This is a genomic window from Micromonospora sp. NPDC002296, assembly GCF_040296145.1.
Taxonomy (GTDB): Bacteria; Actinomycetota; Actinomycetes; order Mycobacteriales; family Micromonosporaceae; genus Micromonospora.
In genome coordinates this window covers 120,874-136,935 of the sequence record NZ_JBEOWQ010000012.1, presented here as the reverse complement: position 1 = coordinate 136,935, position 16,062 = coordinate 120,874, and the positions used below count along the sequence as shown (strand labels likewise).

Here is a 16,062-nt window from a genome sequence, read left to right as displayed (position 1 = left end):
CGACTGTGGAGGACCGGAGCCGTCACCGGACGTCGACCGGACCACGCCGAGGGTAGTCTCGCTGTGGATGGGGCGAGTCGACCGCCACGACCTGTGCCGTGGCGTTGCCGGTAGCCGGTGACCTCGCCGGGGCAGGCTGGACGGGGATGGGATGACGACCACCGCTCGGGAACCCTCGGCGCTGATCGACGCGGCCGTCGGTGTCATGCAGGATCTGGCGATACATCCGCTCGCTCTCGAGATCGACGATGACGGGGTGCGTATCCTCGCCGCGATGCGGGGCCACGCGCTGCGGACGCGCAGCCGGGGCCCGTACAGCCAGGACAATCTTCCACCCGAGGCGCTGGACATGGCCGCCTGGATCGACCTGCGGTTCTCCGTGAGAGCTGAGCCGGTCGAGCTCACCATCGAGGGCGGCGGCCCGTGGCCCCGGCTGCTGATGCAGCTGCCGGCCCGGCGCGTGGTCGTGCGCTACGTCGTGCCCGAGGACGCGCCTCCCGGGTATCAGCCGGAGCCGAACGAGGTGACGCTGGTCGGCGACCTCAGGCTGGCCCTCGGCTACCTTGCTTCCTCGTTGCGCCGGGTCGGCGCGCGGCTGGGCGGCGAACCGGCGGTCACGCTGACACTGAGCTACCCGGACGACCCGAACTACGAGCGCAACGTAACGGGCATTCCGGAGGAATTCCGCCGGCTCATCCCCCCGGTCGTCTCCAACGTCAGGGTTGACCGGAGCCGGTTCTCCCGGAAGCAGCGCGCAGCGCACGACGAGGCGCTACGCGAGTCGGCGTACAGTGATCAGCCGCTGGAGCCGTGGGAGCGCCACGGGTTCACCACGCGGATCGGCTCAGCGCGGGTGCAGGTCAGCGGCTCGTGAAGTCGTAGTCCCAGTCCAACTCCCACAGACGGATCGCCGGTCGGTGGTCCGTCGACAGCACGTTGCGGCCGTCGGCGGTGAAGGCCACCGTCGCGACCGTCTCGGGATGGCCTTCGAGCAGGTGTACGCACCGGCCCGTCCGCACGTCCCACATCCGTAGCGCCCGGTCCCGGTCGGCCGTCACCACGTGCCGCCCGTCCGGGCTCACGTCGAACACGTCGGCGTCGGAAGCGAGCTCGCACAGCACGCGGCCCGTCGCCGTCTCCCACACCGACGTTGCTCGCCCGATGACCTCGCTGAAGATCGGGGTGAGACCGACACGACCGTCCTTGCTCATCGCCATGGCTCCGCCGAAACTGTCGTTCGCGTACAGCCGTTGGCCGCCGGGCACGTCCCACACGGTCAACCGGCTGCTGGTACCGACGAGCAGCCGTCGGCTGTCCGGGGTGAACCGCAGGGACACCTGACCGAAGTCGATCGGGATTGTGAGCAGCGGACTTCCCGTACCCGTACGCCACAGGCGGCACGTCCGGTCCTCCACACCGGCCGAGGCGGCATAGCGACCGTCGTCGCTCAGCCGCACCGATCCCACCGGCCCCTCGTGCGCCACCATGGTGCGGATCAGGTGGGCCGACTGCAGGCCCCACAGGCAGAGCGCCCCGTCGGCGTCACCGACAACCGCGTACCGGCCCGCCCGATCCATGGAGACCGCTCTGACCGCGCCGTGATCCCCGTACAGCTCTGCCCGCCTGGTTCCCGCTTCCAGATCCCACAGGTGCGCGGGCCCGCCCCAGTCGGCCGTGACGGCGAGGTGGGCATCCTCGGAGAGCTCGATGGTGTGCGGCTTGCCCGCCCGCTCCGGGAAGATGTGCAGCTGGTGCCCGGTCTGCAGGTCCCACACCCGCACCCGGCCGTCGACTCCGCCGGTCACCGCCAGCCCTCCGTCGACGCTCAGGGCCGGGCTCACCCCTGGGGCGAAGGTGAAGGTGCCACCGCGCAGTTCGTATCGTTGCCAGATGCCCAGCAGGTCGGTCCGCTCCCCTGCGGTCCGGCCCAGTCGCTCCCACAACTCACGCAGTTCCGGGTGACGCTCGAAGCCGACGAACGCGCGGGCCGCGCGGAGTTCCTCCGCGGCCCTCGCCGTCATGCCCTGCTCGGCGAGCTCCGTCGCGCGCGCGAACCGCTCCCGGACCTGCTCCTCGCTGGTCAGCAGGGCCCGCGCGGCCACTGGCCGCTCATAGCTCCAGGGGGCCCGGAAGCCCGGCCGATGCACCCGGTACAGGTGCAGGCCGCCGTACTCGTCGCCGGCGACAGCGAAGCGGCCGTCGCCGCTGAGCGCCACACAAGTGAGCCTGAGAAGGCCGGACAATTCCGGGGGCCGCCCGCCGGAGCGGGGCACGAGGGTACGCAGGCACCGGCCGGAACTCGTCTCCCAGACACGTACCAGCGGTCGGGTGCCTCCGGACGCGGCCGAGACGGCCACGTCGGCGTCGCCACTGAGTGCGATCAGGCAGTAACGGCCCAGGTTGTTGGGCGCGGGTTCCCGTAGCCGGTTGGGGCTGGTCTCCCACACGTGTGTCACGCCGGTGAGATCGCCGACCAGCAGGGCGTACGTGCCGGACGGGCTCAACGCCACCTGGTCGACACCGGTCATCCGCATGTCCGCGGACTTGACCAGCCAGTGCAGCCGCCGGGCCGCGTCGACGTCCCAGACCACCACGCTGCCGTCCTCGGGGGCGGCCGACACCGCGACCGTGCCGTCCTCGCTCAAGCCCAGTACCGGGACGGGTGCGGGGCGCTGGTGGATCGTCGGCAGCAACCGCCCCGTGCTCGGATCGCCTTCCTGGTAGGTGTGCGGCGGGTGGTCGAACTCGCGCCGCAGGCGCCCCCCGCCGACCAGGTCCCGCACCTGGATCCGCCCGTTCTCGTACCCGATCGCGACGGTGCCCGAGCTGGTCAACGCGAGCGCGGTGACCCTCGCCGGGTGATTGGTCAGGACGCGCACGAGGGCGCCGTTCGTCAGGTCCCACAGCTCGACCCGGCCGTCGTCGCGCCCGGCGAGACCGCTACGGCCGTCGGGGGCGATGGTGAGGACCGTGATCGCCGCCGGCGAGGCGTCCGGCGTCGCCGGCAGCTCGCGCACGTGGTGACGGTCGCGCTGCGACCACACCCGGATGCGTCCGTCCGCACCACCGGTGATCGCCACCTGGCCGCTGTGGTCGATGGCGACGGTGCTCACCGCGCCCCGATGGCCGGGGCGCTGCCCGGGTTCCGGCAACGCGTCGCGATCTGCCAGAACGATGTTCGCCGCGTCCACCTCGGGACTCCCGGCTGCGGCGGAGAGCAGCTCTCGGGCGGCCTCGTCGTCGCCGCGTTCGAGGTGGACGAACCCGAGCAGGTGGTCCGCCTGCCAGCGCTCCCCGGCGATGGCGCGCGCCGTGCGCAGCTCCGACAGGACCTGCTCGTCGGAGATCGCCCCGCGTCGCCATCGGTACAGCGCCCAGTTGTAGACGGCGGACGGGTGGTGCGGGTCGATGTCGATGGCCGTGCGCCACAGCTGTTCCGATTCGTCTCCCCGCCCGAGGTCGAGGAGCGAGAGCGCCTGGTTGGACAGGCTGCCCGCGAGCAGATTCGCGACCTGCGGTGGCGTTCGCGAATAGGGTGCGCCGACGGTGTCCGCGTAGATCCCGACGACTGCGGCGGCCAGTTCCGCCAGGCTGTGCGGCCGCGTCGCCGGGTTGACGTCGAAGCACCGCCGCAGCAGGTCGGCGAGCGGCGGCGGCATCGGGTGGGCTCCCGGCCGCGTCTGCCCCGATGCCAGGAATTCGGCGAAGACCTCCGGCGCTGCCTGGCCGTAACGGCAGGGTCGGCGGCCGACGAACATTTCCAGTACGCAGAGCGCCCACGACCACACGTCGGTGGCGCGGGTGAGCGTGATCCGCGCGCCCGCCGCCGCCTCAGCCTGCTCCGGTGAGCAGTAGGCGGGTGTCATGCCGCCGAAACTGGCCCCCAGACTGGTCTGCGCCGGCGGCCCGGCACCGTTCCCGGCCGGTGCCCGGGCACCGGCGAGCCCGAAGTCGGTGACCTTCGCCGTCCAGCCCTCGTCGAGGTCTACCAGGATGTTCGCCGGTTTGACGTCCTGGTGGACGAGTCCCTGCTGGTGGGCGTGGTCGATGCCCCAGGCGGACTGCACCGCCAGGTCCAAGGCGCGGGCGAGGAAGCCGGCGCCGGGGCCGTCCGGATCCTCGGCCAGCCGTCCGGCTCGGACGACGTGTCCGAGTGACCCACCCGCGATCCATTCGGCGAACACGCAGGGCAGCCCGTCGACCCGGCGTACGTAGGCGCAACTCACGACGTGGGGATGGAGTCCGAGTCCGACCCAGGTGCCTGCCTCGGTCTCGAACCGGCGGCGCCTCGCCTCGGTGGTCAGTTGTTCGGGACGCGGCACCTTGACGGCGAGATCGGTGCCCCAGCTGTGGTGCCGGACCCGGTACACCAGCCCCATGCCACCTTCCAGGGGGCGGTCGAGCACCTCGTACAGGTCGAGAATCAGCTCCCCCGGGCGCCACGACATAAAGAAGGCTGACATCCCTGGCGGGCGCGGGACAACCCCCTGTCACTGCCCTGTCCGATTGTTTCCCTGGCGGTACCATCGGGTCCGGCCACGCGGTGAGGGAGTCGAGATTGGCATTCCGTTACTACCTCTACATCAGCGACACCAAGATTGACATGTTGTTGTCGCAGATCGACCCGGGTCACCACCGCAGACGTGCCGCCGAGTTCAGCGTGAACCTCCCGTTCGTCGGCGCGAAGCGCACTGTCGAAGCCCCCGCTGCGGATCTGGTGAACCGGCTGGAGCGGGTGACGCGCTATCTGGACGATCACGGCGACGTCGGATCGGTGGACGCGCCCGGGCAGTTCTTCCGCGGGCTGCTGCCCATGCAGTGGGGGGTCGTCCCGACCACGGACGGTTCGCCGCTGGTGCACTTCGGCGGCCGCAGCGAGCACACGATCGTCGGCCTCGGCGGGTCGGCCGTTCACGTCATCGGCGCATCGCCGCCTGCCGAGCCGGCCCCGCACGCGCTCGCGCCGTCCATGATGCCCGCGCTGCTCGCCGGGCTCGTCGACGGGGACGGCGCCGATCCGCGGGCGGCGACCGACGCCGATGCCGGCCTGGACGCGGCCGACGTGGCGGGGTTGGCTTCGGTGCACCGGGCCGGGACGCGCCTGCGTGGGCCGGCACAGAACGTGGAGTTCCTCGCCAAACGGCTGCTGAGCGGGCCCAGCCCGTACCCGGAGCTCGACGGTCGGCCCGGCATGACGGTGCTGCTGGGGAGCCCGCTGTACGTGGCGCTGGTCGACTGACCACCGGATTGGGTGACCGTGGCACGCGCCCATGAACCGCAGCTCCGACGGCCGGGTGAAACGAGCCACGGCCGGATCGAGGCACCGGGCCCGGCACCGGTCATCGTGACCGTCACGGTCGGAGCGTCGACCGAGACCCATGCGTTCGACAGCCGGGCCACCGCTCTGGTCGGACGCGCGCCGGCCTGTCGGATCCGCGTCGACGACGAGCAACGGCGGATCTCCCGCTACCACTGCCTGCTCGACGTCAACCCGCCGTCGGCACGGGTGCGGGACCTCGGCAGCCGAAACGGCACGTACGTCAACGGGGAACTGATCGACGGCGAGCAGGACCTGCGGCACGGCGACGAGATTCGCGTCGGGCGGGCGAGGCTGCGCATCACCGTGGCCGACGACCGGCCGGCCACGGTCGCCGCGCCGGCCGGGGCCGATCCGGGCGACGCCCTGCCGGCGCTGCTGGCCGCCGCGGCGGCCAGCGCCCCCGACCTCAGCGACTTCCGCGACCACCGGGTGCTCCACGAGCTCGGGCGCGGCGGTCAGAGCGTGGTCTACCTGGCCCGCCACGAGCCGTCCGGTCGGCTCGTCGCGCTGAAGACCCTGCTTGCCGACCGGGCCGTGGATCCGGCGGCCCGCGACGGCTTCCTGCGCGAGTTCGCCTGCGTCAGAGCGCTGCGCCACTCGAAGGTCGTGGCGTTCCACAGCAGTGGCTCGGCCGGGACCGCGTTCTTCTTCACCTGCGAGTACTGCGCGGGCGGCAGCGTCGCGGACCTGGTCGCCCGACGCGGCGGCCGGCTCACGGTCGACGAGGCCGTACCGATCGTGCTCGACGCGTTGGCCGGACTGGCCTACGCCCACCGGGTCGCGCTACCGGTCACGCTTGCCGACGGCCGGGCAACGGTCTCCCGTGGGCTGGTGCACCGGGACATCAAGCCATCCAATCTCCTCCTCGCCGCCGGGGCCGACGGTGGAACGGTCACCAAGGTCGCCGACTTCGGACTCGCCAAGGCGTTCGACCAGGCCGGCCTGTCCGGGCACACCAGGACCGGCGCCATCGGCGGGAGCATCGCCTTCCAGGCCCGCGCGCAGCTGATCGATTACAAGTACGCCCGCCCGGAGGTCGACCTCTGGGCGCTCACCGCCTGCCTCTACTGGATGCTGACCGGCGCCACGCCACGGGACTTCCCACCCGCGACCGACCCGATCGCCGTGGTCCTGCGGACGCGGCCGGTGCCCGTGCGGCAGCGCCTCGCGTCCGTCCCACCGCGGCTGGCCCGAGTGATCGACGAGATGCTCGTGGACCACCCTCGGGTCGCAGCGGCCACCGCCGGCGACCTGGCCGACGCGTTTCGACAGGCGCTCTGACACCACGGGCGACGCCGTGCTGGGGTAGTGTCCGGCCCATGTCCGCCGAGGCGTTCGACATCTGGACCACCGACAACGTCGCCGACGAGGCCGGAGACCGGCCCAGGATACCGGCGGGGTGGGCCGACCCCGCCGGGCCCGGCATCGATGTTCGGACCTGGCCCCGCTCCCCCCGTACCGGTCAACCGATGCTGCACTGCTTCACGCTGCGGCTGCCCGAGTCGTACCGGCGGCGCGGGCCCGACCTGGTGGCCGTCGCGGTGTTCCAATGGGAGGACACGCTCTACTTCAAGGACCCGCTGCCGGAGGTCGCGGCGGTCATCGCCGGGCAGTCCGCCGATGTCACGCAGCCTGAGCACCCGTTCTGGGCCGAACTCGCCCAGGCCCGGGCTCACCCTCGGCTCCAGATCGCTGACGACGGGGTGGCGTCGCTGCTGGCCATGGTGTGGCTTACCGAGGCGGAGTTGAACGGACCACGGGCAACTCGCCCCGCTGCGGCTCCTTCGCTCGCCGACGGCGAGGCGGACATGACCTCGTGGAGGGAGCGGCACGGCCAGTACGGTCCCCTGTGGCTGGTTCCCCGTGACGACCCCAACGCGGGCGTGCCACCGGTGAGCTTCCCGTCCGACGACGACGCCTACGTCGACGTACCGGACATGTACGACGTCTTCCACGTCGAGCACCTGGGCGGCACCGGCATGTCCCCCGACGGGATACGAGATGGACTGTCGCCCTGGTACATCGAGGTCAGCAGACTGGGTGGCATCAGCTTCGGCGGCGACCAGGACATCGCCCTGGACCTCGAAGCCAGCGCGTTCCTCGGCGACTGGAGCACCGCCGTGCTGATCCCGGGCACCGGTGCCCCGGAACCGACGCCGCAGGGTTGACCTTCGCGCCCCTGGATCATTCTGTTCCTGGAGCGCGACCAGCACCGCGGCCAGGACGAGCAGGCAGCAGACGGTCCGGCATTCCCACGTTTCCGGATCATGGTCTTGACGTACACCTTCCCGCCTACCTGCGCACCGCGTACGGCCTCAGCGCCCGGGACGGCGCCTTGCGCACCGCACGACGGACCAAACTGATGGTGGCCCGGTTCCGATTCCGCCGGACTATCGATGGCGTTGGTGGAACGATAGAAGACGTGGGAACTGCGAAAACTGTTACACCTGCCATCTCGCCGCTTGCTGGCGAGCCGATCAAGCGTGCCGATGCCCAGCGGCTCGCGGGAGTGCTGAAGGCACTCGCCGACCCCGCCCGGCTGCGACTGCTCAGTCTGATCCAGTCCGCTCCGGAGGGCGAGGCATCCGTGAGTGACCTCACCGCGCCGCTCGGTCTCTCCCAGCCGACCGTGAGTCACCACCTTCGGATCCTCACCGAGGCCGGCCTGATCGAGCGCGAGAAGCGCGGCGTCTGGGCGTACTACCGCCTGGTGCCGTCCGCGATCGCGGCGATCGCCGACCTGTTGACGCCGCCCCGCAAGCGGGCGACGAAGAAGGCCCGCTGAGCGGAGGATCACACATGCGTCGACGAGATCCGACCGGTTGCAGGCGACGCGTCGATCGCCTGTAACAGGGCCGTCGCGGATCCGGTGAGGCGCCTGCCAGCCGGCCAGACCGCCCGCAACGTCCGACTCAGCGGCAGGCCATCCACCGGTACGGTCACCAACTGGCCGGAGGTCAACTCCGTCTCGACGGCGTACCTGCTGAGCACTGCGGGCGCGGTGCCGGTCATGGCGGCCCCTTTGACGGCGGCGTTGGATCCGAGGGCGAGGTGGGGCGGCAGCGGGTCCAGGTCGCGCAGGGCCAACTCCAGTGTTTCGCGGGTGCCGGAACCCGCCTCCCGGACCACCAGCCGCGTGTGGGCAAGCTCAGTTGGCCGCAGTGGGCGGTTGAGCCGAGCCCATAGATGCTGCGGCGCCACCACGACGACAAGGTGGTCATGCCCGACGATGCGGTGGTCCAGTCCGTCGGGCACCGTCGGGCCTTCGACGAACCCGATGTCGACGCTCTCATCGGACACCAGCATCCGGGCGACCTCGGCGGAGTTGACGACGGTCAGACCGACCCGCACGTCGGGCTCCCGCTGACCGAGGCTGTGCAGCCAACGGGGAAGCAACGCCTCGGCGACAGTCATGCTGGCAGCGATGCGAAGCTGGGCCGCCCGCGCCTGCCGCATCGCGGTGAGGCTGCTCTGGAACTCGTCGGCGGCCGCCAGCAGCCGCAGCGACCAGGTCACCACGACCTTGCCGTCGTCGGTCAGCACCGACCCGCGCGGCGTCCGGGTGAGCAACGGAAGCCGGGCCTGGCGCTCCAGTGCGGCGAGCCGCTTGGTGGCCGACGGCTGGGCCATGCCGATCGCGCGGGCGGCCTGGCCGACGCTGCCCAACTCTGCCACCCGGGCCAGGAGGCGGAGCGACAGCAGATCAGGGAGTTGACTCATAGCCACAGGCTATGACGTGCACCGCACCCGAGGACTACTGATCACGATGCGCCGGCTTCAGGCTGTCCTCATGGCGATCAGGAATCCGACCAGAGCGGGCGACGACCGTACCCGGGCCCGGCGAAGCTCTGACCGGTTCGCCGCCGTGCTGCCGGGCCTGCTCGTCGCCGGCGCGGCCGCCGCCATCGGGTACGCCGTGAACCACCAGGTCGAAGCGGCCAGCCCGCTGCTGGTGGCGATCACGCTCGGCCTGTTGCTGAGTGCGTTGGGCGGACACCGTCCGCGACTCCGGGACGGCCTGCGGCTCGCCTCGTCGACGCTGCTGCGTACCGGAATCGTGCTGCTCGGCCTGCAACTGGTCGTCTCCGACATCTACCGGCTCGGGGTCGGGCCAATCGTTGTGGTGCTCGTGAGCGTCGCCACCACGTTCGTCGTCACCCGTTGGGTCGGGCTGCGGCTCGGCCTGGCCCCGGCCCGCTCACTGCTCGTTGCGACGGGGGTGGCCATCTGCGGGGCGGCGGCGGTGGCCGCGATGAACCAGGTTGCCGACGGGGAGGATGACGACGCCGTCACAGCGGTGGCCGTGGTTACCGTGCTCGGCACGCTGTCGCTGGCGCTCCTCCCCGTGTTGGGTCTACTGCTCGGGCTCGACGAGGCCATGTTCGGCATGTGGATCGGGGCGAGCGTGCACGAGGTCGGTCAGGTGGTGGCCATAGGAGGAGCGGTTGGCGCGACCGCGTTGTCCACCGCGGTGGTGGTGAAGCTGTTCCGGGTAGCACTCCTCGCGCCGCTCGTCGCGGCGGTCGCGATCGGTCGCCGTTCGGCGGCGCGGCAGGACGACGGCGCTGAGCTTCCGCCGGTCCTTCCGTGGTTCGTGGCCGGATTTCTCGCGATGGTGGCGCTGCGTACCACCGGTCGGCTGCCCGGCGGAGTGCTCACCGCCGCATCCACCACGAGCACACTTCTGCTGGCCACAGCCATGTTCGCGCTCGGTGCCGCGGTCGACCTCCGGGCCATCGCCCGCGGTGGCCGCTCTGCGGTGAGTGCCGGTGCCATCGGTACCGCCGTCCTGGCGGCCACGTCACTGGCCGGCCTGGCCCTGGTGGGCTGACCGCGGAATCCTCGTCGTCCGGCGAACCCCCCGGGTCGGCGTGGCGCACCGGCCGACCTGGCGCACCGGCCGGGTGAAGGGCATACGCCGGACAGGGCGAACGTTGTCACGGCTCACGACCAGGATCGGGTGAGTCCGAAGCGGCGGGCCCGGCGCAAGGGCCGGGCCCGCCGCGATCCGTGCTGCGGTTCAGGACTGGGACGCCGCGGTGAGCTTCGCGATGTCGGGGGCGTAGACGGTCATCCAGTGCGGATGCAGCCGGTAGTAGACGATGTCGTTGTCCCAGTCGAAGGAGTCCTCGCCGTAGAAGTCCTTGAAGTAGGCGAGCAGGTCCGGCCAGTCCTCGGCCGGCTCGCCGTCCTGGGGATTGAGGATCTCCACCGTGCCGTGCGTGAACACGCCCAGGTCCTCACCGCGCAGGTGCGCGGCGCTGACGGCGGGCCGGACGGCGAGGTGGCGCGCCTTGGCGGCGACGCGCGCCGTGCCGAAGTGCCACTTCCCGTGCAGGAAGTGCCCGTCCACGCCGCTGACCCGCGGTTCGCTCCTCGCCGTCACGGTGGCCAGGGCGAGGGTGCACATGCCGGTGAGAACCTGGGTGAGCTGCTCGGCGGTAAGGCTGCGCTCGCTGTTGATGATCGAGCGGAGGTGCGAGGTGGAGCGGGAGAGGGAGGCGTCAAGGAGGGCCTGAAGCTCGTTGAGCTCTTCTGGCGTTTCGCGCATGGCGTTCCTTATCTATCCGTGGTGCCCGGTCGACGACCACCATCGACGCGGACCGGTGACACCATGCTCGACCCAAAACCTGACACCTTGTGTCGGATTTCTTAACCCGCTCGGCGTCGACGCAACAAGTAGGTGTCCATCACCCAGCCCCGGCCCTGCTTTGCCTCCGCTCGTCGTGACCAGATCTCGTCGACGACCTCGTCCAAACGGCCGGCGACCAGCTGCTCGTCGGACGAGCCGAGGTTCGCGCCCCACCAGATCTGCCAGGTCGAGGGCTCGGGCAGCCGGCGGCAGGTCAGCGCCCCGTCGAGCATGACGACGAGGTTGTCGCCGTCTGCCGCGTCCTCGAGCAGGCGCCGGCCGGTCGTGATCGTGACAGGGCCACCGATCGCGTTGAGCACGAGTCGGTGGCGGGCCGCGAGCAGCTGGACACTGCTGAGACCAGGCACCACCTCCACCGCGACCTCGACGCGTCCGCGCTCGACGATGCGCTCCGCCAGCCGGATCGCCGAGTCGTACAGGGCCGGGTCGCCCCACACGAGCACCGCCGCATCTCCCGGGTTGTCCAGCAGTGCCTGCTCGTAGACCTGCGCCCGCGCCTCGTGCCACTCGCGCACCGCGGTGGCGTAGTCGGCAGGGTCGGCGCGGTCCCGCTCGGGGTCGGGGACGTGCACGATCCGCCACTCCCCCGTGACGTGCCGCTCGCAGATCGCCTCGCGCATCGCGATGAGGTCGGCCGTGCCCGGGTGCTGCTCGGTCTTGTCGGCGACGAGGAAGTAGGCGACCTCGTTGAGCACCCGGGCGGCCTGGGCCGTCACCAGCTCGGGATCGCCCGGGCCCAGCCCGACGAGCGCGAGGCGTCGGGTCACGCGTCGTCCTCCAGGTCGCCCTCGACCTCCAGGTACACCCGCGCCATCTCCGCCATGATCTCGGTGTCCGGCTCGGACCACAGCCCGCGGTCAGCAGCCTCGTTCAGCCGTTCCACGATGCCACGCAGCGCCCAGGGGTTCGCGCGGCGCATGAACTCCTGGTTAGTCCCGTCGAGGACGTACTCGCGGGCCAGGGACTCGTACATCCAGTCGTGGACGACGCCGGCGGTCGCGTCGAAGCCGAACAGGTAGTCCACGGTCGCGGCGAGCTCGAACGCGCCCTTGTACCCGTGGCGCTGCATCGCCGCGATCCAGCGCGGGTTGACGACCCGTGAGCGGAAGACGCGGTTGGTCTCCTCCTGCAGCGTGCGGGTGCGCACGGCGTCCGGCATGGTGGAGTCCCCGACGTACGCCTTCGGCTCGGCGCCGGTCAGCGCGCGGACCGTGGCGATCATGCCGCCGTGGTACTGGAAGTAGTCGTCGGAGTCGGCGATGTCGTGCTCGCGCGAGTCGATGTTCTTCGCCGCGACGGCGATGCGCTTGTAGCTGGTGCGCATGTCGTCGGTGGCCGCGACACCGTCGAGCCCGCGGCCGTACGCGAAGCCGCCCCACGCGGTGTAGACCGCGGCCAGGTCGGCGTCGTCGCGCCACGTGCCGGACTCGACGACCTGGAGGATGCCGGCACCGTACGAGCCCGGCTTCGAGCCGAAGATCCGGGTGGTGGCCCGCCGCAGGTCGCGGTGCTCGGCGAGGTCCTCGCGGGTGTGCGCGCGGACGAAGTTGAGCTCGTCGGGCTCGTCCAGCCCGGCGACGATCTGCACGGCGTCGTCGATGATCTCGATGACGTGCGGGAAGGCGTCGCGGAAGAAGCCCGAGATGCGCACGGTCACGTCGATGCGCGGACGGCCCAGCTCGTCGAGGTCGATCGCCTCCAGGCCGTTGACGCGTCGCGAGGCCGGATCCCAGGTCGGGCGCACGCCCAGCAGCGCGAGCACCTCGGCGACGTCGTCACCGGACGTGCGCATGGCGGACGTCCCCCACACGGACAGGCCGACCGAGCGCGGGTACTCGCCGGTCTCGGCGAGGTGCCGGGCGACGAGCGACTCGGCCATCGCCTGTCCCGTCTCCCACGCGAGGCGCGACGGGACGGCACGCGGGTCGACGGTGTAGAAGTTGCGACCGGTCGGCAGGACGTTGACCAGTCCGCGCAGCGGGGAGCCGGACGGCCCGGCCTCGACGAAGCCGCCGGCGAGCGCGTGCAGGACGTTGGTCAGTTCGTCGGTGGTGGCGGCCAGGCGCGGGACGACCTGCTCGGCGGCGAACCGCAGGACGTCGCGCACGACCGGGTCGTCGTGCAGCGCGTCGATCGCGTCGACGGCCCAGCCGACCTTCTCCATCGCCTCGACCAGGGCACGGGCCTGCCCCTCCACGGCGTCGACCGTGGGGAGAGGGGCGTCCTCCGCGAGCCCCAGGGCGGCGCGCAGGCCGGGCAGAGCGCGGTTCTGGCCGCCCCACACCTGCGTGGCGCGGAGCACGGCGAGTACGAGGTTGACCCGCGCCTGTCCCGTCGGCGCCTGGCCCAGCACGTGCAGCCCGTCGCGGATCTGGACGTCCTTGATCTCGCACAGCCAGCCGTCGACGTGCAGCAGGAAGTCGTCGAACTCCTCGTCGTCGGGTCGCTCCTCCAGCCCGAGGTCGCGGTGCATCTGCGCGGACTGCATGAGCGTCCAGATCTGCTGGCGGATCGCGGGCAGCTTCGCCGGATCCATGGCCGCGACGTTGGCGTGCTCGTCGAGCAGCTGCTCGAGCTGGGCGATGTCGCCGTAGCTCTCGGCGCGCGCCATCGGCGGCACGAGGTGGTCGACGATCGTGGCGTGCGCGCGGCGCTTGGCCTGGGCGCCCTCGCCGGGGTCGTTGACGAGGAACGGGTAGATCAGCGGCATGCTGCCGATGGCCGCGTCCGTGGCGCACCCGGCCGAGAGCGCGGCGTTCTTGCCCGGCAGCCACTCCATCGAGCCGTGCTTGCCCAGATGCACGACCGCGTCGGCGCCGAAGCCGTGCTCGAGCCAGCGGTACGCCGCCAGGTAGTGGTGCGACGGTGGCAGGTCGGGGTCGTGGTAGATCGCGACCGGCTTCTCGCCGAAGCCGCGTGGCGGCTGGATGAGGATGACGACGTTGCCCGCGCGCAGCGTGGCCAGCACGATGTCGCCGGCGTCGTCGACGAACAGTGAGCCGGGGGCCTCGCCCCAGGTCTCGACCATGGCGTCACGAAGCTCGCCCGGCAGGTGGGCGGTCCAGCGCAGGTAGTCGTCGCGGCCGATGCGCACGTGCGACTCGCTGAGCTGGGCCTGCGTGAGCCACTCCTCGTCCTGGCCACCGGCCTCGATCAGCGCGTGGATGAGCGCGTTGCCGGCCGTCGTGTCGGGGTCCTCCCCCTCGACCGGCGGGAGCGGGTCGAGCCCGGGGATCTCGCCGGGCGCGCCGAGGTCGTAGCCGGCGTCGCGCATCGCGCGCAGCAGCCGGATCGCCGACACGGGCGTGTCGAGGCCGACGGCGTTGCCGATGCGGCTGTGCTTGGTCGGATAGGCCGACAGGACGAGGGCCACCTTGCGCTCGGCCGGCGGGACGTGTCGGAGCCGCGCGTGGTTCGCTGCGATGCCCGCGACGCGCTCGCACCGCTCGGCGTCGGTCGCGTAGCGCGGCAGACCGTCGGCGTCGACCTCCTTGAACGAGAACGGGACGGTGATGAGCCGGCCGTCGAACTCGGGGATGGCGATCTGGGTCGCGGAGTCGAGCGGGGTGACGCCGTCGTCGGAGGCCTCCCACTCGGCCTTGCTGGACGTGAGCGCCAGCGCCTGCAGCACGGGGACGTCCAAGGCGCGCAGCCGCTCGACGTTCCAGGACTCGTCGTCGCCGCCGGCGCCGGCGGTGGCGGGCTTGGAGCCGCCGGCGGCGAGCACGGTGACGATGATCGCGCCGAGCGTGGCGAGCTCGGTGAACAGCTCGTCGGGTGCCGCCCGCAGCGAGGAGACGAAGATCGGCACGCCGACGGCCTTGCCGGTCGCGTCGATCGCGTCGGCGAGCTCGTGCGCGAACGCGTTGTTGCCGCTCACCTCGTGTGCCCTGTAGTACAGGACGCCGATCCGTGGCACCCCGCTCCCGGCTGCCTGCCGGCCGACGCCCCACTCGGGCAGGACGGCCGGCGGCTCGAAGCCCTCGCCGGTCAGCAGCACCGTGTCGGAGAGGAAGGCGTGCAGCTGACCCAGGTTCTCCGCGCCTCCCTCGGCGAGGTAACGGTGCGCCTCGGCGCACACGCCGATCGGCACGGTTGACAGCTCCATGAGTGCGGCGTTCGGCGTCCGCTCCCCGCCGAGGACGACCAGGGGACGTCCGGCGTCGCGCACCAGGGCGGCGACGTCCCGCACGTCCTCGGGCGAACCGAGCACCCGCAGCACGACCAGGTCCGCCTCGGCGGTCAGGGCGTCGCGGCGCTCGTCGGTCACCCGGGCGGGGTTGGCCCAGGTGTAGTCCGAGCCGCTGGCACGCGCCGACAACAGGTCGGTGTCGGACGTGGACATGAGAGCGATGCGGGTCATACTTCTCCTTCGGTGGAGATGGTCCGGGGGCCGAGGCGCAGGTCGTCGACCGAGCGACCGGCGCAAAGGTGCTCGCGGACCAGCCGTGCCGCGTCGCCGGGTCGCACCGGCCCGTACCAGGCGCCGTCGGGGTGGACGACGGCCACGGGGCCGTGATTGCACGGGAACAGACACCCGGTCTGCGCCATGAGGACGTCGGAGTCGGTGAGCCGGTGCTCGACGAGCGCGCCGACGAGCGCGCGGTAGGTCTCGTCCGCGCCTCGGGCGCTGCAGCGCGGGCCGCGGCACAGCAGCAGATGGTGCCGGTACGGCGGGGGCGCGTCCCAGGCCGGTGACGACAACGGCGCCTCGCGGCCGGTGATGGTCCGCTCGCCGAACCGGATGACCGGCGGGTCGATCTGCTGGCGGTGCCAGTGGCCGGCGACGCGTCCCACCCACGAGCGGGCGTAGGTCAGGTCGTCGGTGCTCACCGGCTCGAGGCGAACCTCTCGGACGCCGTCGGCGTGCACCAGGTCGAGCACGTGGGTGAGGGTCGGCTCGCCGCCCTGCAGGAATGCCAGACGGGCACCGGCGGCCTCGGCCTCCCGGCGCAGCACCGCTGACCGGGCGGCGTCCGGCAGCGCGGTCGCGACGTGGACGAGGACGCTCACGACGTCAGGAGCAGACGAGCCAGGTGGGCGGAACGTGGTGGGAGGAACCGCTCTGGTGCGAGCGAGGATAACGGGA

The 16,062-nt window shown here is 71.6% G+C and carries 12 protein-coding genes; 6 read left to right on the top strand and 6 right to left on the bottom strand.

Annotated elements, in window-relative coordinates:
• The first annotated feature begins 151 nt into the window (after positions 1 to 151).
• Positions 152 to 874, top strand: a complete 723-nt coding sequence (locus tag ABT023_RS13020) for a hypothetical protein (protein WP_350884805.1) — start codon at positions 152 to 154, stop codon at positions 872 to 874.
• Here the strand turns inward: ABT023_RS13020 and ABT023_RS13015 are convergent.
• Positions 861 to 4,448, bottom strand: a complete 3,588-nt coding sequence (locus tag ABT023_RS13015; protein ID WP_350884803.1) for a protein kinase domain-containing protein — start codon at positions 4,446 to 4,448, stop codon at positions 861 to 863. The two genes, ABT023_RS13020 and ABT023_RS13015, sit on opposite strands and share 14 nt — an antisense overlap.
• 110 nt (positions 4,449 to 4,558) lie before the next feature.
• On the opposite strand from ABT023_RS13015, the gene ABT023_RS13010 reads away from it, so the two are divergent.
• The 4 genes from ABT023_RS13010 to ABT023_RS12995 all read left to right on the top strand — a co-directional run bounded on the left by ABT023_RS13010 (position 4,559) and on the right by ABT023_RS12995 (position 8,105).
• Positions 4,559 to 5,239: a DUF7019 family protein gene (locus tag ABT023_RS13010; protein ID WP_350884800.1), complete on the top strand. Its 681-nt coding sequence runs from the start codon at positions 4,559 to 4,561 to the stop codon at positions 5,237 to 5,239.
• Between the two features lie 105 nt (positions 5,240 to 5,344).
• Positions 5,345 to 6,601: a protein kinase domain-containing protein gene (locus ABT023_RS13005; RefSeq protein WP_350884798.1), complete on the top strand. Its 1,257-nt coding sequence runs from the start codon at positions 5,345 to 5,347 to the stop codon at positions 6,599 to 6,601.
• A 38-nt stretch (positions 6,602 to 6,639) separates the two neighbouring features.
• Positions 6,640 to 7,488, top strand: a complete 849-nt coding sequence (locus ABT023_RS13000) for a hypothetical protein (protein WP_350884796.1) — start codon at positions 6,640 to 6,642, stop codon at positions 7,486 to 7,488.
• Between the two features lie 245 nt (positions 7,489 to 7,733).
• Entirely contained in the window at positions 7,734 to 8,105 is a 372-nt protein-coding gene (locus tag ABT023_RS12995; protein ID WP_350884856.1) for an ArsR/SmtB family transcription factor, read from the top strand.
• Positions 8,106 to 8,113: 8 nt separating this feature from the next.
• On the opposite strand, the gene ABT023_RS12990 is transcribed toward ABT023_RS12995, so the two are convergent.
• Positions 8,114 to 9,040 carry a LysR family transcriptional regulator gene (locus ABT023_RS12990; protein ID WP_350884794.1) on the bottom strand — a complete coding sequence of 309 codons (927 nt, stop codon included), beginning with the start codon at positions 9,038 to 9,040 and terminating at the stop codon, positions 8,114 to 8,116.
• 70 nt (positions 9,041 to 9,110) lie between these two features.
• Here ABT023_RS12990 and ABT023_RS12985 point away from each other — a divergent pair, with 70 nt between their 5' ends.
• A complete protein-coding gene (locus ABT023_RS12985) occupies positions 9,111 to 10,151 on the top strand; it encodes a YeiH family protein (protein WP_350884792.1) in 1,041 nt (346 codons plus the stop codon).
• 189 nt (positions 10,152 to 10,340) lie between these two features.
• On the opposite strand, the gene ABT023_RS12980 is transcribed toward ABT023_RS12985, so the two are convergent.
• The 4 genes from ABT023_RS12980 to ABT023_RS12965 form a co-directional block, all read right to left on the bottom strand.
• On the bottom strand, positions 10,341 to 10,871 hold the full coding sequence (locus tag ABT023_RS12980) for a pyridoxamine 5'-phosphate oxidase family protein (protein ID WP_350884790.1): 531 nt from the start codon (positions 10,869 to 10,871) through the stop codon (positions 10,341 to 10,343).
• Between the two features lie 101 nt (positions 10,872 to 10,972).
• Entirely contained in the window at positions 10,973 to 11,740 is a 768-nt protein-coding gene (cobF, locus tag ABT023_RS12975; protein ID WP_350884788.1) for a precorrin-6A synthase (deacetylating), read from the bottom strand.
• A complete protein-coding gene (gene cobN / locus ABT023_RS12970) occupies positions 11,737 to 15,336 on the bottom strand; it encodes a cobaltochelatase subunit CobN (RefSeq protein WP_350884786.1) in 3,600 nt (1,199 codons plus the stop codon). The genes cobF and cobN overlap by 4 nt, the downstream gene beginning before the upstream one ends.
• Entirely contained in the window at positions 15,333 to 15,986 is a 654-nt protein-coding gene (locus ABT023_RS12965; protein ID WP_350884784.1) for a (2Fe-2S) ferredoxin domain-containing protein, read from the bottom strand. The genes cobN and ABT023_RS12965 overlap by 4 nt, the downstream gene beginning before the upstream one ends.
• Positions 15,987 to 16,062: the final 76 nt, after the last annotated feature.